The following is a 22,162-nucleotide window of genomic DNA, read 5'->3' as shown; positions in this document are numbered from 1 at the left end:
CTGTCTTGTCTGCCAATGCATTTCAAATGATTACGGAGCGGGTCGGATATTTTCCCGGTCACGTGAATGTGGGGCTGGTGATCGGGAGCACGGGAGCCATTTTGATCGATTCCGGCCTCGATACGCAAACAGCGAAGAAGTTGAAAAAAGGGCTGGACGCCATCGCCCAGCCCTTGTGTGCCATTATTCAAACACACGCTCATGCCGACCACTTTGGTGGCAATGCTTACCTGCTCGGATGTTGGCCGCAGGCAATGGTGTACGCGCCACCTTTGGAAGAAGCGATTATCCGTAATCCGATCCTAGAGCCAATCTACCTCAATATGGGTGCTGAGCCTCCTTCAGATTTACGAAACAAGTTTTTGCTTGCCAATGCTTCTCGGGTCGACCATCTCCTTCCGCTGGAGGATGATATCGAGATTGATGGCGTGCCGTTTTCCATCCTTTCTCTGCCGGGACACAGCTGGCAGCAGGTGGGCGTCGTATGTGACGACATCTGCTTTGCCGCCGACAGCTATTTGGGCGAAGACATATTGGATAAGCACAAATTACCGTTTCTCGTAGATGCTCATGAAACCATCAACAGCCTGTCGAAACTACTGGCGTCCAGCTACAAAGGCTACATCCCTGGACACGGACCTTACACCACCTCCCCTCAAGGAGCAATGAATAAGAACATCGATCTGCATCAGCATATTTATGAACAGATCGAGGACTTATTGCAGGAAGAGAGTACCTTGGAAGAAACATTGGCTCGACTATGTGAGCGCTTGCATATTTCCATAGAGAACGCCTCCAGTTATGTCCTGTTTCGGACGGCGTTCATGGGTTATCTCATCGGATTGCACAAGCAGGAGAGAGTCGCTTATCGATTTGAACAGAATAGATGGCTGTGGAGGAAAAGTGAATTCGCAGTTCAGGATGGAGCGGATGGTGCAGAGAGGTAGTCAGCGATTTCGGCCAGCTTGTGCTCGGCTGCTTCGCGGACGGCTTTGGGAATGAAAAAGACTTCTTCGGAAGCGGTGTTCATGTAAAACTTTGCTTCCAGATAGGGATGCCCCAGCTTGACGGTGAGCTCGCCTTTTCCAGTGGTAGAATGGGCGTAATTCGTAGGGATACGCAAAAAGTACGTACTGCTGCTTGCGGAGTCATACATGACGACATCATAAGTGGGGGTCGCATCCCCTCCTGAACGTTGAAAGCCCTGCAGTCTTAGCATCTTGTCTACGTAGGAGAGCGGCTGCACGACACCGGTCAGGGTTTTGTTTTTTAACCGCATGGACATCCTCCTCGGCTCAACCCTTGAGAAATCTGGTTTGGTATCATCCTATGTAGGGCATTCAAAATTCAGACGTAGAGAAAAAGAAAAGAAGGAGTGGGTTAGGCCATGAATCAGCGTGCAGATTTGCATACCCATACGAAAGCATCCGATGGGACCTGCGAGCCGGCAGAAAACGTACGCCTCGCCAAGGAAGCGGGACTAGCTGCCGTAGCGATCACAGACCACGATACGGTGGCAGGTGTGCCGGCTGCATTGGCGGCTGCAGCGTCACTCGGCATCGAGGTCATCCCTGGCGTGGAAGTGAGCTCGGTGGGGCGCGGCCAGGATATTCACGTCCTCGGGTATTTCGTTCCGTACGAGGACACGGCCTTCCAGGAGCGGCTCGTCAGTCTGCGGGAGACGCGGCATGAGCGCAACAAGCTGCTCATCGGACGTCTGCAGGAGCTGGGGATTCCGATTACGCTGGAGAATGTATACCGCCGAAAGCAAGGAACCACCGACAAAAACATCGGGCGTCCTCATATCGCCGAGGAACTGATGGAGCTGGGCGTGGTCGGCTCGATCAATGAGGCGTTCGAGAAATATTTGGGCAGGGAAGGCGCGGCTTACGTGAATCCTCCGCGAATTACTCCGCAGGAAGCCATCACCTTGATCAAGGAAGCAGGTGGCGCGGCGGTTTTGGCTCATCCGGGGCTGTACGACGCGGATGATCTGGTGCAGGAGCTGATCTCGTTTGGCCTCGATGGCATCGAGGTGAATCATCCGGATAACGATGCCGAGCAGCGAGCCCGCTATACGGCTTGGGCCCAGGAGCACGGCCTCATCATGACCGGCGGCTCTGACTTCCACGGATGGCGCGGAGAGGAGCCGTTCCACGCCATGCTGGGCACGCATACCGCACCGATGGAAGCGGTGGAGCAGCTGCGCGAGGTGGCGGCGAAACGGAAAGGGAAATAGGAGGTCGCAACCCCCGTACGCAAAGCATGAATGCTTGTGGAGCGGGGGTTTTCTGGTTTTTTCGGCTGCTTCGTCCCTTAGCCGTTCCCACTTACGCAGGCAGTACCAAAACGGTAAGCGTGTGCATCACGTGGCATTTCTCATGCAGTCAGTGCAAGAACGAATGCGAGGCCGAGCCACACGCACAACGGACTGTACAGCCGTGTATCGATTCGGGCAAATCTCGTCTGACGGACCCGCTTGAAAAAACCTACATAGCGAAAGTCGCCCACTGCCCGGATGAAAAAGACAGCGGCGCACAGAATGCAGCCCCATTGGAGGAACTGTTGCGGCAGGAGAGGGGGAACGAAGCCGCTTTTTGCAAGGAGCAGGTAACCGGCCCCCAAAATGAGGATGGCAACGGCTACAGTCGCGCCTTTTCCCGGACGAAAGAGATGCTCGGAGTCGCTTGGTGTACGTGGGATTGCCACTTCAAGCCCCCATTTGCCTCCTGCCGCCCAATACAGGTGAAGGAGAGAGATGAAAAGCAAAAAGGCTGCGGAAGTGAGGATAAAAGCTGCTTTCATGAGTAGAACCTCCTTTTGTCACAGCGAAAGATACGATGACGTATGTTTTGGGCAGGCGACGGTGTAGTCTACCCGTCGCATAGATCCATCATGACCTTCTCGAGAAAAGATACGTCAGGCCCATCTCAATAAAAGCTCCAGCGGGTCCTCAAGGGGGAACGGGGTGTCCAGCTCGGAACGTACCAGCCAGCCTACGTACAGGAGGTAGGCGAGGTGTGCCCGCTCGCCTGCTTCAGCTGATGGCAGCCCTTTTTTCTGGTAGAGAGTGGTGACGTAATGAATGCGCCGTTTCTCGATGACTGCCATTCGCTGACTGAGAGCGGCGTTTTGTTTAGCCCACGCATACATCGCGGCTTCCCTCTGTTTGTCGGTCGTAAAGACAAAGGTCAAAAGCTGTTCCAGCGTACGGTCTGCTCCGTGGGCGCTGATGATGCGCTCTGTCGCGTGTTCTTCCCAATAGTCGATCATGGACGTCAGCAAATCCTGACGGTCCCGGAAATGATGATAAAAGCTGCCCTTGCTGATGTTCAACCTGCGGGCAATCGCTTCTACCCGCACCCCATCGACGCCTGTTTCCGCCAGAGCATCGAGGCCAGCCTTGATCCAATCCTCGCGTGTGTATTGCATGCTTCACCTCAAAGATACGGTGGCGTATGTTTTTGTTCCCATCTTATTCCAGGGAGAGTGTCCTGTCAAATGAAAAATGCCCTTCCCTCGTCCAATTGATAAAGCGGAGGGTAGGGCTAATTTTCGGTTTCACGATTAACGCAGAGATTTTACCATCGCGATATGTTCAATTCCCGCTTCGTCGAAGACATCCCCGTGAGGCTCGTAGCCGAGCTTTTCATAAAAGCGCCGAGCGTGCGTCTGAGCATTCAGCTTTAGCGTCTCGAAGTTTTGCTTGCGGGCGACATCTTCCATTTCCAGCATGATTTGACGGCCGAGTCCTGTTCCGCGTTCGGTTTTGTTGACGGCGACACGCTCGACTTTGCCGACGCCTGGCGCATAGGGGCGCAAGCGGCTGGCGCCCACGGGAGTTTCTCCGGCATAGGCGACGAAGTGAATGGTTCCGCTGTTCGCTTCATCGTGCTCGTCGATCTCGAGATCTTCTGGCACTTCCTGCTCCTCGATAAACACGAGTCTGCGCACAGACAGGGCATCCGCCATTTCTTTCTCGGATTGGACAGGATGGATCTGATACGTTTTGTTCATGGGTGGGCACGTCCTTTTACTGGCAAAAGCCAAAAGATCCCTCCCTGAGTGCTGACAGGGAGGGTCGTTGATTTACAGCATCCGTTTACTTTTTCAGCAGGAAGGTCTGGTACACGCTCCAGATGCCGTCCTCCAGTTGATAGATCAGGTGGAAACGGTCGATCTCGGAAGTCAGATCGATCTTCGCCATGCTCAGCTGCCCTGTCACGTCGCGAAGCTCATCGTCCGAGAGATCGCGTCCGATGGTCAGGTGAGGAACATAGGCGTAGGTTTCCTTTTCGTTCACACATTGGTTGGCGATCTTTTGGTGCAGCTCCGTAAATGGCTCTTTATTTTGCACAGCCAGATAGATGACATTGGTCGTCGGGTGGAAAGACGATACCCGGTGGAAATGAGCCGTGAAGCTTTCCGTAGAGGAAGCTACCTGCTCCAGGTGACCCACCAGCTCTGGCAATTTAGCTTCATCCAGTTCAAAGCCTTCTTTCAGCCGGATGTACGGCGGTACGAGGGCATATGTCGAGTCATAACGCTTGCGGTAAGAGTTGGCGACCTCTTGCACCTTGCTGGATGGGAATACAACGATACTGTACATCATGAGAACCACTCCTCCTTCACTATCTATCAAGTATCTTATTTTTCTGGTTATCTAGCTATTTTAACAGAAAATTCTTCATTTGTGTAATGTTATGCGTGGGCCTGTATATTCCTCCTGCCGCAGGAAAGACTGTGTAGTGCAAGGAGGTGCCGTACAGCATGTATATGGCCATGATGATCACATTTATTTTTCTTGTCCTGCTCCTGCTGTCTGTGCTGACCTTCACCATCCTCTCAGCCATCCGCAAAGTGGAGTTTGAAGAGGCGCTGGTCACGCCAGTGAAGGACGAAGGTCCGCAGGAAGAACAGCCACGGTAAGTTTACCCAAACAGCGCGCGCAGCATACGCGGTAGGTTTGCTTGCCAGTAGCCCCACGTATGGTCACCCTCAAAGGTCTCATAGACCAGGGTGGCCATTTTCGTTTTCAGGATGTCACGCAGCTCCTCATTCGCCGCGACCAGATCAAGCGGTCCGCGAGCGGAGGAAACAGCAGTCTCCCATGTGCCAATCTCCAGATAGATCGTGTAAGGAACTTCAAATGCCATTTCGGCGACGCGGCGATTCAGCTGTGCGTCCATCGCAATCGATTGGCACGCGATTTGCCCAAACGTGTGCGGATAAGCCAGGGCCGTAAACAAGGAAACCACGCCGCCGAGCGATTCGCCGATGAGCGTCCGTGCATTCCCCAGCGTCTCAGTCGAGTAATGCGTATCCATGTAACTGACCACTTCTTCCGCCAGAAAGCGCCGGTAGGCCACATGCTCGCGTCCATCCGGATGGTACCTGTTCTGGCGCTTTTCTTTGTCCACGGGCAAAAAGACGGCTAGCAGGTCAGGCAGTTCCTTTTCCCCAATCATTCGGTCGAGCAGTGTAGCCATCCGGCCCATCGCCAGGTAGTCGTCGCCATCCTGCACGTAGAGGACGGGATAGGAATAGAGCGGAGAATAGCGCTCCGGGGTGTAGACGATCAGCTTCTCCGGCGTTCCCAGGTGCCGGCTGTCCAAGATGATTTCCTCAAGAGCCACAAGCTTGTCCCCCTTATGGATGTTCTGCTGAATATTATACAGGAGAGGACGGACTTGGACGAGGGCGGTGTGTGGGAATCGGAAACAGGTGGACATTTCCACTACAGTTGAAACATTGTCGCAATTTTGTCACCATATGATACTATGGTAGAAAACGACTTCACTCGATTTGCGGAAGGGGTTGTCTCTTATGAAGAAGCAAGTGCACAGCATCGAAGTCAGAAACGCCGCCCTCACACGCCTGGCAGAGCGAGGAGTAACGGTGGAGGACATCGCAGAGATCGTGTACCTCATGCAGTCGCCTTACCATCCCGACCTGACGATGGCACCATGCATCGAGAGCGTGAAAGCGGTATTGGAAAAAAGGGAAATGCAGCACGCCATTTTAGTTGGCGTTGAGTTGGATACGTTAGCGGAGAAGGGCCTTTTGTCCGAGCCGCTCCAATCGATCATTGCCTCAGACGAAGGCCTCTTTGGCTGCGACGAGACATTGGCGCTCGGTTCCGTCTTCGGATACGGAAGCATCGCGGTGACGACTTTTGGACATTTGGATAAGCACAAGGTAGGGGTCATCAAGCGGCTGGATACCAAGTCGGCAGAAGGAAGAGTCCACACATTCCTGGATGACCTCGTGGCCAGCGTGGCTGCAAATGCCTCGAGTCGGATGGCTCACCGCATGCGGGATGAGCAGGAGGCAGAGGCGGCGCGGGTGGAAGCCATGGGTGTGGAGTTGAAGGTTGCGGACGAGGATGAGGGGAAGGGGACGGAGCAGGCTGGGTAGGGTGGCTTTGGGTCGCTCCGGGTCGCGAATTTGTCCCTTATAAGCAATCATGGGTGAAAGAAATCATACCATTTTTGTTTTGGCTGAAAAGCTAACGAATGGGGAAATAGGGAACTAGGAACCGTTAAACGGAATGAGGGAGCCATTCTTTTGCTCATAGAGAAGTGCTTGATTCCGATCACTTCGGGGTGTAATCACCCATGAGCGGAGAGTGGCTTTACCTTTTGATGTCATTAGATGAGTTCAGGTGATTGTGCGGAGTGTTTGCCACCATTTGTTTTTTGGCCATTGGATAAAGGGAAATAGCAGGAGTGAACCTGCTTTGACGTGGCTCAGAAATCGCCCAGGAATCACGTTTCTTGGTGACCTTTTGGTGGGAGTGAAAAAATTTACTAGAAATTATGTTTTTCCTCTTGAAATTCATTTTTCCATGCTGTATAGTAATAAATGTGATCGACGTCCGGTGCGATTGGGGCCCTTAGCTCAGTTGGTCAGAGCGGTCGGCTCATAACCGATTGGTCGTAGGTTCGAGTCCTACAGGGCCCACCATTAAACGAGTACATAGTCGTTGGAGATCACAAACATATCCCATGATCCGGTAGCTCAGTTGGGAGAGCACCATCTTGACAGGGTGGGGGTCGCTGGTTCGAACCCAGTCCGGATCACCATACATTCAAAAATCAGGGTTTGTAGGGCTACAGGGCTTAGGTAAAAGATTGTGGTCGAGTACAAACCGATTTCCTTAGAGAAAGCACACTATCTTTTGGTTGATTAAAACTAAAAGGAGTGTGCTTTTATGTTGTTGAAATTTGCAATCAAAGATTTTCGGGATGACAGAGAGTATAAGAATTTGTCCTCACGGACAATTGAGAATTACTTAGGCAATCTGCAAGAGTTCCATGATTATTGTGTCGGTAAATCAATACTCAATGTTACAGATGTTACCCAAAACACCATTAAGGAATATTTGCTATATTGCCAAAGAGAGAAGAAAAACAACATCACAACGTCAAATAGTAAACTGCATGTACTTAAAATATTTTTTAATTATCTCCAAGAGATCGAAGTAATTACAGAAAAAGAAAATCCAACAAAACGTATGAAGTACGGAAAAGAGGAAATTAAAATTGAAGTATTTCAAGATTCCCACATAAAAAAGATGCTGGGGTACTATCAGAGAATAAAGCAACGTGAAAAATCCTTTTATGCTTATCGAGATTATACGATTATTGTTTTCTTGCTTGGAACAGGAGTTAGACTTGGAGAACTTGTTAATCTAAGATGGTCGGATATTAACATGGTTAGCGGAACCATTACTGTTTGGGGGAAGAAACGTCAGCAAAGCAGTATACCGATTACAGATAAGTTAATGAAGGAGCTATGTGAGTATAAAGTCTTCTGCCAACAAGTTTTTGGTAGAGTCAGTGATTATGTCTTTACTACCACCGAAAACGAAAAGCTTTCAGAGAATGCTTTGAAGTTTATATTTAAGAGGCTAAAAACAATTATGAATTTTACTGATGTACGTCTATCCACCCATACATTCAGGCACTCGTTCGCACATCGGATGCTAATGAATGGTTGTGATGTTTTCACCCTACAAAAAATGCTCAGACATAACAACATTGCGATGACACAGCGTTATCTTGCCATATGGGGAACTGCACTAAAGGAACAGAATGATCGTTATAATCCATTGAATAACATAATTATTTAGTGTGATGGCTGTCAAAATTCACACAAAAAGAAATCAAAATGTTCACGAAACCTTTTCCCATTTGAAGCAAGAGTAAGAAAGCAAGAGTAATGCAAGGGTAAAAAAAATTCTTGTTACAATTCATAAACATAGAGGACCGGGAACCAAATAGGTATGTTCCCGCTACGGGGCATGTGGAATGCTGTTCACTGTTAGTGAGGAAGGATAAATAATTGAGAAGTAATGGTGGTACCCCCTTGAAATAACAGGGGGAATTAAAAAACCTTTAGATTGTTTTTTAATCTAAAGGTTAGAAAAACATTAGGTACTTTGCTTTTTTTTACTTGATTTGATCTTTCTTACTAAGTTAGTGCATTTGGTGGAGTTCTTAAATAAAGTTGGTATTACAGCCGTGTTTCCATAATTTTTATCTAATTCGTCTACTAACCAACCATAATTATCTAGAATCGACTTATTAAAATCAAATGTATTTAAAAAGGTGTCAAAGTCGAAGAGTGGATTGCCTAACTGTTTTAGGTCAATTTCTTGGAAAACCAAATGCGATAATAGTCTCATGCCATGGATGACAATACTATGTTCACGATTCGTTTTCTGACTAGATAGTGTTTGAATTGCAGAATCGATTTTTCGTTGGATCCTAACACATCTCCACATATAAAGACCGGAAAGTTGAGGGTTAAATAACGATTTGTATGGAGCCTTTTCAATATCTTCCCATAACTTACCTATTTCTCTTTTCACCTGTACTGCCAATGAAACATCCTTGTGAGAACAAGCTAAAGCAATTGTACTTTCAACAATGTTAAAGGAAGTGTCAGTATCATTCTTTTGTTCATTGATTGACCGCATAATGTGGTACGAAATACCATCGATGGCAAGTTCCGTTTGCAAAGTTTGTTGTAAAGGGTCTAAAGCAACAAAATCCCTGTTTTCAATATTGTTTTGTCTATTGTTGCTTCTTGTTATTTTCTTTCCGAAATCCCCCATGGCATTATCCAAGGAGATAATGCGTACTTGAACATAAATATTTTTTAAATATTCTTCGGCATTATTTTTTTGACCGTACTTACCAATAGTTCCCAAAGTCTGAGCTCCATTAACTATGCTCACATCTTCGCAGTGAAATTGTCCGAAATCATTATCTGGTCCGCCCAGCATAGTTTTATTTACGTCTTTGCAAACCATTGTAATACCATTGTTATAGTACCAAAACTTCTCCGGTTCTTGTTCAAGTGTTTGACGGATTTCTTCATTAATGTCTGCATCTGGTAATAATTCTCTCAGGTTTTTTGAAAACAAATTGTTTTCATTGTTTTTCCACCATTCTGCAATTTCTAAGGCATTAACTTGACCATAAAAAGCTTTATGAGGTACTGTTTTTTTCCCCCATTCCTTAAGAACGATATTGAGGTTAATGGGTTCTGCAGACCCAATAATTTTTAACGAATCATGTAATCTGGTTTGATTAAAAAGTGATACCGTCACAACATCATTGGCATCATTCATTTCTGCCAGAAAATCGTCAACCTCTTTTTGATTATGTCGGGAGAAATTAAGCCCTGTGTATGAAACAATGACTTTGTATTTCGTTTGGACGTCATAAAGTGCATTTTCAATTTCAGCTTGCTTTTTTTTTACTTTATGATTAAAAATATCGTATCTTGAGTTAAACAAGTCCCTAATACCATCAAAAAATTTTTTTAAATCTCCGTTTGATGGTTCACCTTTTCCGTCATGCATCCATTTTGATTGAACCAAATATAAAGTTTTTGTTTTATCATTATAATAGATAGCATCAATTCCGTTATCATCTCCCCATCGACGACAGCACTTGATGCAACATCGGGGTCTACCTGAGAGAAGTGCTTTATTGTGTATGCGGAAAGTGCTCTCGTCAGGAAAAAATTAAGCTGATCTTCTGGTTTTGCAGTTGAAACGTCAGTCAAATCTATTTTTCCTTGAAAATCGGATTCCAATTTTTTTCTAATCTGATTAACGTGAATAATACTCATAGTATCCTGCTCCTTAAAAATGGTTTAACATTATAAATATGTTACCATATTACTAGAAATACGTTACTAATTTTTACAAAATTCGATATTCTATACGCATCGTGTTTAAAGAGGGTCTAAGGACGCTCTTTTTTTGCTTTATTGAAATGTTTTTTATCTTATTAAATGAAATATTTACCAATGTATGACTATTTTTTTCTTTGTCCCTCTAAGGCATTAGGTTTTTATTCGTTAAAAATTTTTCCAGCTGAAGATTCGAAACATTCCCCAGGCATTTTTGACGAATTTTTTCTCTGATAAACTGCTGTCATTCAACCCCAAGCCCCATCTTTTCCCCTTGGTCCTCTCCTGCTCTGCCTGCCCTCACGGGCATACTTATTTTGCTTATTTGCCCCCGATTTCCCCGTTCTGACTCTGTTTTCCCCTGCTTTTCATGCAAACATATTGGTGAGAGAGATTGTGAAACCTTGGGGGAGTGAGAGGAGAGGGCGTTGAGGAAAGGTGACAAGCGTGGGCAGACTATTTTTGCGGATTACTATAGTAGGAATTGAAAAAGCGAGACTTGGACTTAATCGAGCCTGTTTGTATTGGGGAAGGGTAGAGGTTGAAGATTGAACAATGTTCATATAAACCATTTTGATTCGAGAGAGTAGCAGTATGCAATCAGGTTTAATCAATTGTTATAAAGCGATATCTTTAAACAACGATTTTGCTAAAACACAACTGCATTTTTTTATGTTAATGTTTTGAAGGATAGAGAAACGATAAGGGGCGATTGTTGTGAGGATAACAACAGATATGATTACAGCAAGCTATCTATACGCAAAAAAGGTTTTTCACAAGCAAATTGACCGAACCTCAGCTACGAATAGCCTGTATAGTGAAGTTGGTATGCATCAGGGAAGTGCGAATGATTACATTGGAGTTTTTTGCTCGATGATGGAAGGAAACGGGTATAAACGGACCATCAATGCTGAAGCTACTCGTTATTACTTAGAGAATATAAAAATAGACTATGGATTCAATCAAGTGCAGATAGCTTTAGAGGCAGTGAGTCAACATACGATTTATTATGGCAAATTAGGTAGAGGTAATTTAAGAAGTATCGAAAAAATAGTAAAAGAATTCAAAACACAAGAAACAGTCTCTATGTAACAAGGCAATAGAGTTTTGAATCTGCCAAGAGATGGGGTTAATCCGAATTGCATGTGGCCGATAATGCTAATATTGGCCACATGTAGACCGAACGAGAATCAGGAAGCCACTCCTGTTTTTCCATGATGGTACATCCTCCTTTTTCTCGATTTTTATTAGAGGAGGTTAAAAAATGAGAGGGGGTTCCCTCTTTTATAAAAGTTTGCACTAAGGAGAGTTTGCGAGTGGCTAAGGAACTCGAAGATGGAAGATTCATATTAGTGGATATCCAATGTACAGTAGAGGGAGCTCATGTTGTAATTCAAGATACTGAATTATCTAGGGCATATAATTATATTCAACAATTTACAAACAAGGAATTAACATCTTTTGATTTAAAAAGAACGAAGCAAAATAAATTTATCATAACTCGACCAATTTTGAAGCGTGTACATCGTTGGTTAAAAGGATCTTCACAACTTTCTCCATTCAATTACACGGTTATCAATAGAGGGAGCTTAATGTTTGAAAATGTTCTAATGGTTTATAGTTTTACAAATGGGAAGGCGGACATTCTACAAGAAGATTTAATAAGAGTAAATTCGATAACAAAAAAGTTACAGCAATATACCCTTATGGAATTAATTGATTATGCAGACTATGTAGAGAAGCTTCGGATAAAAGAAGACCCCTTTTTGGAAAATCGAAAAATTATTATCCCTAATACGATAAAAATTCATGATCTTTCAGATGTTAATCGCTTTATGGAACAGCGACAAAAAGGATTGATCCTAAAAACAAACAGAGAAACCAGAAAAACTACTCCAGTGAAGGTAACATCAGAAAATGTGGTTGAAATAATGGGGAATTCTACAGAACTTATTCCCGACAAGGTTGATCGTCAAGTAACGTTAGCAAAGAGAAAACAAAATATCGTTTCTTACTTGAAAGAGATGTATAAGGATATTTGCCAAGTTTGCCATGAAGCTTTATTGATCGGAACCAACGGAGAAACCTTATCAGAAGTTCACCATATCCAGCCATTAGGTTCTCACAATGGCTCGGATTCCATAGATAACATGATTGTTCTATGTCCGAATCATCACGCTATGTTTGATAGGGGGGCGATCTCCATAGAACTAGATAAGAAACTGGTACTACATGTTTGTCCTACCCATAAGATTCATAACCAACCGTTAATTCTAAAGCATGAAATTAACCCTAGGTATGTGGAGTATCATAATGAACACATTTTTCAGCAAACAAGGAAGTGCCAAAAGGATTTGAAACGATAACAACACATCCTAAGTCCTTGGTTATTGAGGATATGACTGAAGAGGTAAACTATGGTGACAAAGTGGTTGTAATGGATTTAAGGACTGGGGAGCAGTTTGAAGTACCTGTGGAATCGTATTATCAACATGAATTTATGGCTCCAATGGAAAAGATACTAATTGGGAAGAAAGAAGGAACTCGATTTAATCTTAATGATTTTGAATATGAAATCCTAAAGATTTTGAAATAACTTTAGGGTGTATTGCTCCCTATTTCTTGTAATTACCTTATAATTTTCGGGAGTAAAGACTGTTGTTAACAGTTCAAATTTGATCGATTTAATTTTAGTGGTACGGATGATGAAAAGAAGAATCAAGAATAAAATTTGAGATTCTTGCTAAGCTCCCATGTAAGAACTGAAATCCTTACATCATCCCGATTAAGCATATTCCTTACTATGTAAACAGCAAGAAATAATATATTAAAAAGGTGATTTTATGCCAATTCCTAAAAACATTCGTAAGGACCATATCCTTAATGCTATAAAATATATAGACGAGCATGGAGTTCCACCGAAAAAAGAATCAACTAAATATGATCTTTTCTATAACAACAAACTGTATCCTCCGAAGTATGTCATTTCGAGAGCGAATGTATATGCAAATGGACAAGAACTTGATGTTTCTGAATTCAGTGGCGGAGATGAGACTAACAGTGTTTTAAACAAATTGGGCTTCGAAGTTATGAAGTCCAACGAAGGGATTCCGCCGTTGGAGCCAAAGGTACGAGCAAGGGAGTATGAAAGTTACTCACAGACGATTCGGGATCGCATTGTAGTTGAATACTTGTTTCATTCACGAACACATCGTTGGTTGGATGAACATATTATCGGACTGAATTCTGATGAGAGTCGTGGGTATCAATCCATGGGAATTTTGCATTACATAGGGCTTCGAGATAAGCATAAAGGTATCTTCCAGAGCTTGGTTATGTCTGATGCCATAGAGAGATTAAGGCGAGCTAGCGGTAGCGACTTTTCGATGGTCATATCCTCATTAGAACGGTCAACGGATATTAACTCGAAAAAAGTTTTTAACGAAGTCGAATCAGGGACGGATGAATATGAAGAGGGGAAGGAAAAGCTTCGGTTACACAAGATCCGTGAAAGGGATCCTCAGCTTATTAAGGAAGCTAAGAGGAGATTCAAGAAAAAGCATGGAGAATTATTCTGTGAAGCTTGTGGAATCAATTTCGAGAAGATGTATGGTGAGCGGGGGAAGGATTTTATCGAAGGTCATCATAAGAAGCCTGTTTCCGAGATGAAGGAAGGCGAGACGACCAAAGTAGAGGATATCGGAATGCTATGCTCAAACTGTCATCGGATGATACATCGAATCCCCATGGTCAGTATTGAAGAATTGAAGAAGAGTCTTGGGTTTAGTTGGAAGGGATTCTCTTGATAAAGTCATTCCATACCGATGAATCGGAATATAAACAATGGTTAAATGAGAAATCAAACAGATTTTGTAGAAAGCAATTTTAATCCGCCCACGAGTTCATAAAAACTTTGCTAAAAGCTTAAATAGCTTGCCAACAGCCGAGTGAAACACAGGTAACCATTCCTGTTTTTCGTCGGCTTTTCTTTATCTTCTGGAAGTCAGGTAAGGATGACGCAGTTCTATCCAATCCTTGGAAAATCGTGTTATTCCTTAATTCTTTCTACTCTGATCTTTCCCCAAGCCCCTCTTTCCCTTGTTTGGATGTTTGAGGTGGATGCATTCAAGCATTATCATGATTCATACAAAGCCTTTCCCAATGTCTCAGATCGTGATCATCGTCCTTTGAAGTAACCTCACTCCAAATTTGTTGCTTGAATACAGGATGAATATATCGAGGTCGCAATCTCATCCATGATCGACCCAAAAGTGCAATCGCCTGTTCCCAATCCGTTACCTCTTTTGATTTTTGATGTACAAGAGCAGACAGATCCTCATCTTCCAAGATGTCGGCCAAAGCCGTTTCGTTCGTTTCCTTCATGAATATCCAAGTACCGTCTAAAGTCTTTGATCCGAATAAAGTGATTCTTCCTCCTTCTCCAGACAATACGATGATTTCTTCCCAATTCCGACTCATTCAAATCCCTCCATTAAAAAGCGATAGGCTCCAACTCATCGAAACTTTCCTCGCAGAATTCTTCCCACGTTGAAACGGCTATATCGTTTGCCAAATCTGCATGAAACCAAAATAAATCTTCACAACGCCCTGGAGTAAATAAGCTTTGTCTTGCCCTCAAATTATCCCTGACGATAAAGATGGCTTCATCTCCATATTCCCCATTCCACTTTAGTAGGGTGTACCTCTTTTTGATTTCTTGACTTTCAACTTTGTTCTTGATCATGATATCAAATAGGGGATATTGCTCCTGAAACGATTTCAGTAGAGTAAGGAGATCCTCTGTCCTCTCGACCTTCCTATACCCTCTCATTTTCCCAGGTATACCTTTCTGTTGAAATGCCTCTAAAGAAGGAACGCCCTTCGAAAACTCTAATTGTAACGTCTGGAGAAGATGATCATCTCCCGTCACATTAAATCTAACGCTTCCATCCTCAATTAGTCAATTTGACCTTTCCCACTCTTATGGGTAAATACAACCATCCGTTCACCTCTTTAGAAGATAATTCCACCACCTGCAGTTGCGATACAGGTTCGTTCAACATGTGCTGTATAGTCATTTTTACTAAAGGTATGAACATAACGATTCAAGGTTATGTTTCCGATGTCATTTATGGTGTGGAATACAATGACAGGATTACCTTCAATATCGTAATAAAAGTGAGGCTCAATGATTTCAGGTTCATCCTCAATCATTTCCCATTCATAAAGGTCATAATGTGATTTTTGATCATCCTTCAGTGGTAGGATTATATCTCTACCCCATGATGTTCCGTGCCAGAAAGCTCCGAATTCATGTAGCTCATGAAATGCAATGGATGCTTGCAAATAGGACAGGGGGGTCTTGTCGCCATCGATACCTTGCATGAAATCATCCAGGGCAAAGGCTGGTTTCGGTGCGGACAGGAAATGCTCCTCCAATCGCTCGCACTCATTTGGATCTGGTAAGTCTGTATCGATGGGAATAGCCCATACAACTCCGTTTCCGTTGCCTCCTTCCATGTACTGATAAGCCCTTAATTTATAACCGTCTTTTATACGAAGATGGGAAAAGCCCATTACGATTGATTCTGGATTTGCGGGTGTTCGAAACCAACCAAAGTCAAATTCATCATAACTTTCAACTGGAGTAGGATTAGCGAGCAGATTAGGTTTAGTTGCAGAAGGAGGAAATTGTTGGATGTTATATTTTTGCATAGAGGTCGATCAGCTCCTTCAGAATAATGGGCTTATGTGTAGGGTTACGGGGATTGGGATGATAATAATCTTTACTAATACGGTCTTGTTTTCCAAACGAAGGTATCTTGGATTCGGCAATTTGCATTTTCCATCTTTTCTTAATTTCATTAAGGTTCCCCCAATTTCCATGCCGTTTAAGGCTCCACCCAAGGAGAATCCACGGTTGAACTTGTAGTTCGTTAATCGATACCAGTGATTCATTTAGATCATACTCTTTATTTTTAACAAGGGTTTCGAACTTGCAAATGGCACTATTAGCAGAGGCATCTTGCAAGCTAAATAGATTGTAAATATGAAATCTGCCTTCAATTACTTGATTTGAACTATTGATGCCATCTACCAGTTTTATTAACTGTCCCATTGTAGGATCGGTTTTAATCTCACCGTTTGCTTTGTTTGTTGTATTCAGCTTCTCCCTTAGATCGGGATTGATTTTATTGAAGTCAGCCGATCCTGGGTTAAGCAATAGACACGAGCCGATGGATTTTTCAGACTCGCCCCACTGAATGTATGCAGACGTTCGAAAAGTGTGGTCCCCTCGTTTCACAAACGCTCCAAAAGCTTTAGGTTGATTCATTTTAACCCTCCATCCATGTCCTTATTGAGGTCTATCCCGACCAGATCGGAGAAAGTTACACTACCTAAGACGGCATAGTACGCAGTAAAAAGGGATACAGCTATTTCTGCTTCTCGTTTATCTTCGCAATCCACGTATTCAATTCCGATATCAGGAGGTTGATCGGCAATAACAATGTGATAACCGCTATCATTGTGACCGACACTCACGTACAGCAATGCCTTAATCTTATCTGGCTCCCACCATTCCCACTCCTCGTTAAAATCCGTACCCTTATTAATCCAATGTCCGTTTGGATTTGGAACATAGGAGGATTTATCATCTACTTGCTTACCCAGCCTCAACGTAAGGAAGAAGAATAGGATAAAGAGGAATAGGAACCAAATCATAAGCGGACCCCAACCTTTCCTTATGTCTTCCACCAAAAAGTATCATGGGATCCGATCAAATAATGAACTCCTCAGAAATGTCTCGAAGAACATCCCCAATTTTACGATTGTTAATGACGGCATCAGCGATGGAGTCTAAAGGGGTCTGATCTTGATTGACAATGACTAATTTAGTACCGTGTTCTTTTGCGATAATGGGAAAAGAATTGGCAGGGGAGACAACCAGGGAAGAGCCAAGCACGATAAACAAATCGGATTGTTGTGCTTCTTTTTCTGCCAAGGTTAACAGATTTGAATCTAATGATTCTCCAAATAGCACCACGGGTGGACGTATAAATCCTCCGCAATTGCAATACAGATGACCGTGGAAGTATCTCTCCGTTGAGTAAACAACTCCACAAGAGTGACAATGCAATTGTCGGATCGTACCGTGTAATGGAATGACATTGATGTTTCCAGCTTGTTCGTGCAGTCCATCGGTGTTTTGCGTAATGATTGATTTCAATTGTAGCCACTTGGCCCAGGTTGTTAAGATGTTATAGCCGTTGTGTGGCTTGACATTTTGTAAAGCTTCAATTCGCATACGGTAAAAATCAACAAACTCCTTCTGGTTATGCTTCATGGCATTGGTGCTTGCCAACGATTGAGGGTCTTTGCCATGCCATAAACCACGTTTAGATCGAAAGTCGGGAACCCCACTTTCTGTACTCATGCCTGCACCCGTAAAAATTACGATATGTCTAGATTCTTTTAGCCATGTAGCAATCATCAACTGACACCTCCGATTATTTGCTTATGGGTTTAGTAAACATCAGGAGGTGCTCAAAATTTTGAGCACCTCCCTTGATAAGAAAATGAGGCATCTACAGAGATCTCTCATGAATAGAGCTTACTCATTTTTATTGCCTCTTCCTTCATTTTTACAACAAGGTGCTGGGGAGAGATAACTTTCGCATCACTTCCCCACATGAGTAGCCAACGGATAAAGCCTTCACTAATGGCCGCTTTGATTTTGATCGAAAAGGTACGATCATCGACCTTTCGGAGGGTGATATCTTTCCCGAATCGGTCAATAACCACATTCACAAGATGATTATCAAACTGGATCTCAACGTATTCGACAACTCCAGGATACATATTGAACGTTTGTTTCATGTGGTCGGAGATTGAAAAGTCAGTTGGAACAAATCGTTCTTCTGAGACGGACACATTTTCCATTCGGTCAACCCGATAATGTTTAATCTCCATTTCTAGAGGATTCTTTGCGACGAGATAATAATAGTCATGATTCCAAACCAGCCCCAATGGAACAACCGTATAGATTTTGCCGTGATGTCGAAGGACAAACTCTTTTTTGAGGTTGTAATTTCCATATTGAAAGGTGAGAACTTTTTTCGTAGTTATAGAGGTATGGATTTTGTCGATATGATACCGTACATCCTTATTTTGTGCTTTTACTCCTGGATCGACTGAAATCTGATGGTGAAGCTTTTTAGCTAGTTGCTTGCTTGTTAATGTTTTAATTTTTTCGATGAGCTGTTTTGACTCTTGAGAGGTGATGAATCTGGCAGATGACACCGCATCAACCAGCATTCTAAGTTCATGAATTTCAAATTTTCGATATTGATGACTGTAATAAACGGTGTTATTTTCCTTAACACTTTCCTCAATGTTGAATCCAGATTCCCCCAGTTCCTGGATAGTGCTCTTTACAGTGTTTTTCGAGATGTGATAATCACTTCCGAAGTGAATCTTTAACTGGTCAATAATCTCCCGTATAGATAGCTGGTGATTTTCATCTGTATGGTTGAATAGGATCTCTCTGATTTTCATGACCCTCATTGTGTTCTTGACATCTTTCATTCAAGTTCCATCTCCCTTCAAGATGGTTTTCTTCAAAGAAGCGAATCTTCCTTTACCACGTAAGTGTCTACTTTTCATTTATATGATTTTTCAACCCCCCCCTGTAGTTCTGCATATTACATAGAAGTTCTAATCAAACAGGAGGGACCCAGCCGCCAAAGGATAGGAAGTGCTGGCGTTATTTTACGTCTTTGCTGGCTTCAGGGACTTAGGGAATAGGATTGAGAACTTTTACGATTTTGAAGGTCGAATGATCCGCCCAGAGGGCTTTGAAGAGGTGGATTTGCAGAGTGGCTAAAAAGCTTTAGTGGAGTTAGTATTCAACTTGTACACTTGTACAACTATGATCCGTGTAAGACAGTTGTCGGTCGATTTGTTTGCTAAATGACATACTTAACCAATTAGCACATATTAAAACTAATAACAGTTCTTCACGATTTTCAACGTTGGCAGTAACAGTGTAGGGGAAGTGAACAAATTTAATGCACTGTCCCTCATCAAGTCATTGTAATCTGTCATTAGGTTTTAGTGCGAGTTAAATTGGGAAGCGGATATATGATGCTATGGAATAGAAAATATGAATAAAAAGAAAGCAGTTACTTAACACGACATTTGTCCGTGGAGGTGTTTGAGGTGGAAGTTAAGTTATCCTCAGTTGAAAGCCTGGATATTACAGTAAGTGATAATGAGTTGCAAAAACAATTTGTCGATAATATTTACACCATTCAGTATAAATCCTCAAACGAAAATGATGCTAAATTCTCATGTAGACTCAAGCTTAATTCACATAAATTTGATTTGGGTAATTTCGAAAAAAAAATTTGAATCTAAGAATCATCGAATATTCGTGAGGTGTTCTGAAAATAGATGGCGATTGATCATAAGGGTAAACCTCGAAAGGTTTGCAAAAACAGATGAATTTTACTGCTTTAATAGTAATTCGCCAGAAGTTGCATTTTCTATCATCATATTAAGGAACAAATACGAATCAATGTATGTAGATCGTTTGAGAAAAGATATTAAAAAGCTTCAAAAAGAGTTGGGGACAATCTAGAGGATTCAAAATAAGGCCTACTACAACTCAATAAAAGGTAAGGTATCCACTTATCAACATAAATTAACCCTGTTGACAGAAACACCAGAAGATAAAGAAATCAGAGAAAAGGAGAGAGCTATTAAGCTAGAGAAAAAGAAAAAAAACCGAAAATCCAGAGAACGGAAGAAGCGAAAAAAAGAATTAGAGACTAGAGATAGAATTAGTCGAATAGTTGAAAATGTAAACCATGCAAAGGAGATACTTCAAGAGAAAGGCTATTTACAATACTCAAGTAAAAAAGATACCAAGTATCAACGTTTATGGGTGACGGTATACAAAGGTGGAAGTTGTAGTTCTAAGTAGTAGTGTATCATTAGATCTCCTATTTCGGCTGACAGCTGTTGAGGAATTTGATAGGAACTGGAGAAGCAAGATCGAGGGTAGCGTGCCAGAGTTTTCATCCGACCTGGAGTTACATTAATTGGTACTACGGGCTGGGTTTTGTAATGGGTATTATTTACATCCTTATTTAAACTAAAGGATTTCTTGCCAGCGAACGGTAATACTCCAGCCATCCATTTGCTTTAAGGACGATTATCATCTGCTGTGAAGTAATTTCCTGTGTAATACCATGACCGCTTTCATATCGGACCTTTGCTTAGGGAGTCGGGGTGCTTCCATAAGTTGATACACACACTCTGTCGTAACATTCAATAATTCCGCAACTTCACCAACAGAACAGAATTCAAGTTTTACCATATATATACCCTCCCTAAGTTCGTCTGTATCTTCTGTTTAGGGAATAGCATAGGTATTTCTAATTTGAAGCAGGATTGAGTCAATGTACAGGGTAATATTACCAAATAGGAGTGCAAGGAAGAATCCTCAATATATAAATGGTGGTGTGCCAGGAGAAGGAGATGTTTTATGAGTAGTTTACAGTTTGCAAACGTAACAGATGCAAGAATTACTGAGTTCATTAATCAAGCCCAAACGAGAATTATCTTTGTAAAGCCTGCCTTTTATAATTGGGAAATTGATTTAGTCTTAAATATTATTAAAGAAAGACAAGTTTATTGCGAGTTATATGTAGAAAAAAATGATAATGCTATTAGAGCAGGCTTTGGTGACATACATGCATTAAAAATGATTAATGAGAATAAAGACTTATTGCATCCTCAAGTAAAAAACAGTATTAGAATGGCGATTATTGTAGTAGACAATCGAACTTTATTTTACATGCCGAAAATTATCTTTTTGGACGAAGAGGATGATCATAATAATTTTCCAAATGGTTTGTTTGGAGATACGGATATTACAAGGTTGGTTTTAGATAAATTTCCAGTCACAAAGATAGATGTTCCTGAGATGGAGGAGTACCGAATTCCTTTTGAACTAAAACAAATTGAATCGTCTCATCAGGAGATTGTTGATAAGGAACTCGGCGATGTACTAAAGAAGTTAGAAGATAACCCACCAGTCGATCCGAATAAATTGAAAAGGATTCATTTTTATCGTAATAACTTCAAATTGTTAAAAATTCAGCTAAGGGGAGTCAAAATTGAAAATAGAAAAATTAATATTAAGCCATTTTATAAATTACTCAGCGATACTCAGGAGAGATTAAACAGTAGTTGGGATATCTTCTTACAAGAAGATGTAAAGGACCTTGAGGACATGACAATGTTTCAGAGTGAGATTCAAGCAATAAATTCACAATATTTGTTCGATTCAGGTAGGTTTGGATATCTAATTCAAACTGATAAAAAATATGAATATTCGACGAAAATACAGGAAGTGAAAGAAGAGTTTATATCTTTTATTAAGGGAAATCCCAAAGCAGAAAATAGATTTGAAAAAATTAAGGAGCAAGCAACAAATTCACAAGAAAAGAATAGTTTTAAAACAGGAATCAATACAATACTAACGAAAAGCAGAGTAGAGTTAGCTAATTACTTAAAAAAACAGTGCGAAAACGATGAAGGTTTCTTTCAAAGAATCTTAAAAGACCGTAGATCATTTAAGTGGGCTTATGAGAATAAACAATTAACTAAGAAAGAAGTTGTAAACCAGTTTGTAGACGATTTTATTGATGATAAATTGAAATTCCCTCAAGAGGATGACATCCTAGAAAGAATTGATATTCTATTAGATTATTATGATTTGTCTGATGAACTAATTTACGAAAATGAGGATTTTAAGAAAGTACTTGAGAAGCATAAGTTGGATGAAGTACGAGAATATGAAGAGGGTTTACAGCAATTGGATTTTTTCTCCTGATTAGATTCGGCTTGTTTTCCAAGTAACTTTGATGGAACTCTGAATCTTCAG

The 22,162-nt window shown here is 42.3% G+C and carries 27 protein-coding genes and 2 tRNA genes; 14 read left to right on the top strand and 15 right to left on the bottom strand.

What is annotated here, in order from left to right:
• Window positions 1-5: 5 nt before the first annotated feature.
• A complete protein-coding gene (locus tag JNE38_RS20905) occupies window positions 6-947 on the top strand; it encodes an MBL fold metallo-hydrolase (protein WP_203353087.1) in 942 nt (313 codons plus the stop codon).
• Here the strand turns inward: JNE38_RS20905 and JNE38_RS20900 are convergent.
• The gene (locus JNE38_RS20900; RefSeq protein ID WP_203353086.1) at window positions 917-1,279 is read right to left on the bottom strand and encodes a hypothetical protein; all 363 of its coding nucleotides are present in this window, start codon (window positions 1,277-1,279) and stop codon (window positions 917-919) included. The genes JNE38_RS20905 and JNE38_RS20900 overlap by 31 nt on opposite strands.
• Before the next feature lie 108 nt (window positions 1,280-1,387).
• On the opposite strand from JNE38_RS20900, the gene JNE38_RS20895 reads away from it, so the two are divergent.
• Window positions 1,388-2,239, top strand: coding sequence for a PHP domain-containing protein (locus JNE38_RS20895; protein WP_203353085.1), 852 nt, complete (start codon window positions 1,388-1,390; stop codon window positions 2,237-2,239).
• Window positions 2,240-2,379: 140 nt separating this feature from the next.
• Here JNE38_RS20895 and JNE38_RS20890 read toward each other — a convergent pair whose 3' ends face one another.
• From JNE38_RS20890 to JNE38_RS20875, 4 genes are all read right to left on the bottom strand, one after another.
• Window positions 2,380-2,805: a DUF3995 domain-containing protein gene (locus JNE38_RS20890; protein WP_203353084.1), complete on the bottom strand. Its 426-nt coding sequence runs from the start codon at window positions 2,803-2,805 to the stop codon at window positions 2,380-2,382.
• Window positions 2,806-2,919: 114 nt separating this feature from the next.
• Complete coding sequence (locus JNE38_RS20885; protein WP_203353083.1) at window positions 2,920-3,432, bottom strand: TetR/AcrR family transcriptional regulator; 513 nt, start codon at window positions 3,430-3,432, stop codon at window positions 2,920-2,922.
• A 135-nt stretch (window positions 3,433-3,567) separates the two neighbouring features.
• Window positions 3,568-4,017: a GNAT family N-acetyltransferase gene (locus tag JNE38_RS20880; protein WP_203353082.1), complete on the bottom strand. Its 450-nt coding sequence runs from the start codon at window positions 4,015-4,017 to the stop codon at window positions 3,568-3,570.
• Window positions 4,018-4,102: 85 nt separating this feature from the next.
• Window positions 4,103-4,612 (bottom strand): YjcG family protein, encoded by a 510-nt coding sequence (locus JNE38_RS20875; RefSeq protein ID WP_203353081.1) that lies wholly within the window; start codon window positions 4,610-4,612, stop codon window positions 4,103-4,105.
• Window positions 4,613-4,770: 158 nt separating this feature from the next.
• On the opposite strand from JNE38_RS20875, the gene JNE38_RS20870 reads away from it, so the two are divergent.
• Entirely contained in the window at window positions 4,771-4,929 is a 159-nt protein-coding gene (locus JNE38_RS20870) for a hypothetical protein (RefSeq protein ID WP_203353080.1), read from the top strand.
• Window positions 4,930-4,931: 2 nt separating this feature from the next.
• On the opposite strand, the gene JNE38_RS20865 is transcribed toward JNE38_RS20870, so the two are convergent.
• Entirely contained in the window at window positions 4,932-5,636 is a 705-nt protein-coding gene (locus tag JNE38_RS20865; RefSeq protein WP_203353079.1) for an alpha/beta hydrolase, read from the bottom strand.
• A gap of 190 nt (window positions 5,637-5,826) precedes the next feature.
• Here JNE38_RS20865 and JNE38_RS20860 point away from each other — a divergent pair, with 190 nt between their 5' ends.
• From JNE38_RS20860 to JNE38_RS20845, 4 genes are all read left to right on the top strand, one after another.
• Window positions 5,827-6,417: a phosphatidylglycerophosphatase A family protein gene (locus tag JNE38_RS20860; RefSeq protein WP_203353078.1), complete on the top strand. Its 591-nt coding sequence runs from the start codon at window positions 5,827-5,829 to the stop codon at window positions 6,415-6,417.
• A gap of 472 nt (window positions 6,418-6,889) precedes the next feature.
• Window positions 6,890-6,966: transfer RNA gene (locus JNE38_RS20855), tRNA-Ile, on the top strand.
• A gap of 43 nt (window positions 6,967-7,009) precedes the next feature.
• Window positions 7,010-7,085 (top strand) — tRNA-Val (locus tag JNE38_RS20850).
• 128 nt (window positions 7,086-7,213) lie between these two features.
• Window positions 7,214-8,134, top strand: a complete 921-nt coding sequence (locus JNE38_RS20845; RefSeq protein WP_203353077.1) for a tyrosine-type recombinase/integrase — start codon at window positions 7,214-7,216, stop codon at window positions 8,132-8,134.
• Between the two features lie 300 nt (window positions 8,135-8,434).
• Here JNE38_RS20845 and JNE38_RS20840 read toward each other — a convergent pair whose 3' ends face one another.
• Together JNE38_RS20840 and JNE38_RS20835 are read right to left on the bottom strand one after the other, a co-directional pair.
• Complete coding sequence (locus JNE38_RS20840) at window positions 8,435-9,874, bottom strand: AIPR family protein (RefSeq protein ID WP_203353076.1); 1,440 nt, start codon at window positions 9,872-9,874, stop codon at window positions 8,435-8,437.
• Window positions 9,835-10,146 (bottom strand): hypothetical protein, encoded by a 312-nt coding sequence (locus JNE38_RS20835; RefSeq protein ID WP_203353075.1) that lies wholly within the window; start codon window positions 10,144-10,146, stop codon window positions 9,835-9,837. Before JNE38_RS20835 ends, JNE38_RS20840 begins: the two co-directional genes overlap by 40 nt.
• Before the next feature lie 798 nt (window positions 10,147-10,944).
• On the opposite strand from JNE38_RS20835, the gene JNE38_RS20830 reads away from it, so the two are divergent.
• The 4 genes from JNE38_RS20830 (at window position 10,945) to JNE38_RS30770 (ending at window position 14,015) form a co-directional block, all read left to right on the top strand.
• Window positions 10,945-11,301 (top strand): hypothetical protein, encoded by a 357-nt coding sequence (locus tag JNE38_RS20830; protein WP_203353074.1) that lies wholly within the window; start codon window positions 10,945-10,947, stop codon window positions 11,299-11,301.
• A 224-nt stretch (window positions 11,302-11,525) separates the two neighbouring features.
• The gene (locus JNE38_RS20825) at window positions 11,526-12,575 is read left to right on the top strand and encodes an HNH endonuclease (protein WP_203353073.1); all 1,050 of its coding nucleotides are present in this window, start codon (window positions 11,526-11,528) and stop codon (window positions 12,573-12,575) included.
• Window positions 12,551-12,805, top strand: coding sequence for a hypothetical protein (locus JNE38_RS20820; RefSeq protein WP_203353072.1), 255 nt, complete (start codon window positions 12,551-12,553; stop codon window positions 12,803-12,805). The genes JNE38_RS20825 and JNE38_RS20820 overlap by 25 nt, the downstream gene beginning before the upstream one ends.
• A 247-nt stretch (window positions 12,806-13,052) precedes the next feature.
• A complete protein-coding gene (locus JNE38_RS30770; protein WP_238933399.1) occupies window positions 13,053-14,015 on the top strand; it encodes an HNH endonuclease in 963 nt (320 codons plus the stop codon).
• Between the two features lie 319 nt (window positions 14,016-14,334).
• Here JNE38_RS30770 and JNE38_RS20810 read toward each other — a convergent pair whose 3' ends face one another.
• The 7 genes from JNE38_RS20810 to JNE38_RS20780 form a co-directional block, all read right to left on the bottom strand.
• Window positions 14,335-14,688, bottom strand: a complete 354-nt coding sequence (locus JNE38_RS20810; protein ID WP_203353071.1) for a hypothetical protein — start codon at window positions 14,686-14,688, stop codon at window positions 14,335-14,337.
• Between the two features lie 13 nt (window positions 14,689-14,701).
• Window positions 14,702-15,139, bottom strand: coding sequence for a hypothetical protein (locus JNE38_RS20805; protein WP_203353070.1), 438 nt, complete (start codon window positions 15,137-15,139; stop codon window positions 14,702-14,704).
• A gap of 83 nt (window positions 15,140-15,222) precedes the next feature.
• Window positions 15,223-15,924, bottom strand: coding sequence for a hypothetical protein (locus JNE38_RS20800; RefSeq protein WP_203353069.1), 702 nt, complete (start codon window positions 15,922-15,924; stop codon window positions 15,223-15,225).
• On the bottom strand, window positions 15,911-16,543 hold the full coding sequence (locus tag JNE38_RS20795; protein ID WP_203353068.1) for a hypothetical protein: 633 nt from the start codon (window positions 16,541-16,543) through the stop codon (window positions 15,911-15,913). Before JNE38_RS20795 ends, JNE38_RS20800 begins: the two co-directional genes overlap by 14 nt.
• Window positions 16,540-16,932, bottom strand: coding sequence for a hypothetical protein (locus JNE38_RS20790; protein WP_203353067.1), 393 nt, complete (start codon window positions 16,930-16,932; stop codon window positions 16,540-16,542). The genes JNE38_RS20795 and JNE38_RS20790 overlap by 4 nt, the downstream gene beginning before the upstream one ends.
• A gap of 55 nt (window positions 16,933-16,987) precedes the next feature.
• Window positions 16,988-17,701, bottom strand: a complete 714-nt coding sequence (locus tag JNE38_RS20785; RefSeq protein WP_203353066.1) for an NAD-dependent deacylase — start codon at window positions 17,699-17,701, stop codon at window positions 16,988-16,990.
• Window positions 17,702-17,808: 107 nt separating this feature from the next.
• Window positions 17,809-18,795, bottom strand: a complete 987-nt coding sequence (locus tag JNE38_RS20780) for a helix-turn-helix transcriptional regulator (protein ID WP_203353065.1) — start codon at window positions 18,793-18,795, stop codon at window positions 17,809-17,811.
• A gap of 169 nt (window positions 18,796-18,964) precedes the next feature.
• On the opposite strand from JNE38_RS20780, the gene JNE38_RS31240 reads away from it, so the two are divergent.
• The 3 genes from JNE38_RS31240 (at window position 18,965) to JNE38_RS20770 (ending at window position 22,111) form a co-directional block, all read left to right on the top strand.
• Entirely contained in the window at window positions 18,965-19,093 is a 129-nt protein-coding gene (locus JNE38_RS31240) for a DUF6075 family protein (protein ID WP_428993669.1), read from the top strand.
• A 335-nt stretch (window positions 19,094-19,428) separates the two neighbouring features.
• The gene (locus tag JNE38_RS20775; protein WP_203353064.1) at window positions 19,429-19,620 is read left to right on the top strand and encodes a hypothetical protein; all 192 of its coding nucleotides are present in this window, start codon (window positions 19,429-19,431) and stop codon (window positions 19,618-19,620) included.
• Between the two features lie 1,138 nt (window positions 19,621-20,758).
• A complete protein-coding gene (locus JNE38_RS20770) occupies window positions 20,759-22,111 on the top strand; it encodes a hypothetical protein (protein ID WP_203353063.1) in 1,353 nt (450 codons plus the stop codon).
• The last annotated feature ends 51 nt before the right edge of the window (window positions 22,112-22,162 follow it).

Source organism: Brevibacillus choshinensis (assembly GCF_016811915.1).
GTDB lineage: Bacteria > Bacillota > Bacilli > Brevibacillales > Brevibacillaceae > Brevibacillus > Brevibacillus choshinensis_A.
The sequence above is the reverse complement of the archived record's forward strand: the minus strand, read 5'-3'. Positions and strand labels throughout refer to the sequence as shown.

Coding starts and splice junctions, on each gene's coding strand:
- JNE38_RS20785 (WP_203353066.1), bottom strand. CDS start 17,701: ATGATTGCTACATGGCTAAAAGAATCTAGACATATCGTAATTTTTACG.
- JNE38_RS20800 (WP_203353069.1), bottom strand. CDS start 15,924: ATGCAAAAATATAACATCCAACAATTTCCTCCTTCTGCAACTAAACCT.
- JNE38_RS20780 (WP_203353065.1), bottom strand. CDS start 18,795: ATGAAAGATGTCAAGAACACAATGAGGGTCATGAAAATCAGAGAGATC.
- JNE38_RS20840 (WP_203353076.1), bottom strand. CDS start 9,874: ATGCATGACGGAAAAGGTGAACCATCAAACGGAGATTTAAAAAAATTT.
- JNE38_RS20770 (WP_203353063.1), top strand. CDS start 20,759: ATGAGTAGTTTACAGTTTGCAAACGTAACAGATGCAAGAATTACTGAG.
- JNE38_RS20790 (WP_203353067.1), bottom strand. CDS start 16,932: ATGATTTGGTTCCTATTCCTCTTTATCCTATTCTTCTTCCTTACGTTG.
- JNE38_RS20875 (WP_203353081.1), bottom strand. CDS start 4,612: ATGATGTACAGTATCGTTGTATTCCCATCCAGCAAGGTGCAAGAGGTC.
- JNE38_RS30770 (WP_238933399.1), top strand. CDS start 13,053: ATGCCAATTCCTAAAAACATTCGTAAGGACCATATCCTTAATGCTATA.
- JNE38_RS20880 (WP_203353082.1), bottom strand. CDS start 4,017: ATGAACAAAACGTATCAGATCCATCCTGTCCAATCCGAGAAAGAAATG.
- JNE38_RS20885 (WP_203353083.1), bottom strand. CDS start 3,432: ATGCAATACACACGCGAGGATTGGATCAAGGCTGGCCTCGATGCTCTG.
- JNE38_RS20810 (WP_203353071.1), bottom strand. CDS start 14,688: ATGAGTCGGAATTGGGAAGAAATCATCGTATTGTCTGGAGAAGGAGGA.
- JNE38_RS20900 (WP_203353086.1), bottom strand. CDS start 1,279: ATGCGGTTAAAAAACAAAACCCTGACCGGTGTCGTGCAGCCGCTCTCC.
- JNE38_RS20870 (WP_203353080.1), top strand. CDS start 4,771: ATGTATATGGCCATGATGATCACATTTATTTTTCTTGTCCTGCTCCTG.
- JNE38_RS20860 (WP_203353078.1), top strand. CDS start 5,827: ATGAAGAAGCAAGTGCACAGCATCGAAGTCAGAAACGCCGCCCTCACA.
- JNE38_RS20890 (WP_203353084.1), bottom strand. CDS start 2,805: ATGAAAGCAGCTTTTATCCTCACTTCCGCAGCCTTTTTGCTTTTCATC.
- JNE38_RS20845 (WP_203353077.1), top strand. CDS start 7,214: ATGTTGTTGAAATTTGCAATCAAAGATTTTCGGGATGACAGAGAGTAT.
- JNE38_RS20830 (WP_203353074.1), top strand. CDS start 10,945: ATGATTACAGCAAGCTATCTATACGCAAAAAAGGTTTTTCACAAGCAA.
- JNE38_RS20795 (WP_203353068.1), bottom strand. CDS start 16,543: ATGAATCAACCTAAAGCTTTTGGAGCGTTTGTGAAACGAGGGGACCAC.
- JNE38_RS20835 (WP_203353075.1), bottom strand. CDS start 10,146: ATGAGTATTATTCACGTTAATCAGATTAGAAAAAAATTGGAATCCGAT.
- JNE38_RS20895 (WP_203353085.1), top strand. CDS start 1,388: ATGAATCAGCGTGCAGATTTGCATACCCATACGAAAGCATCCGATGGG.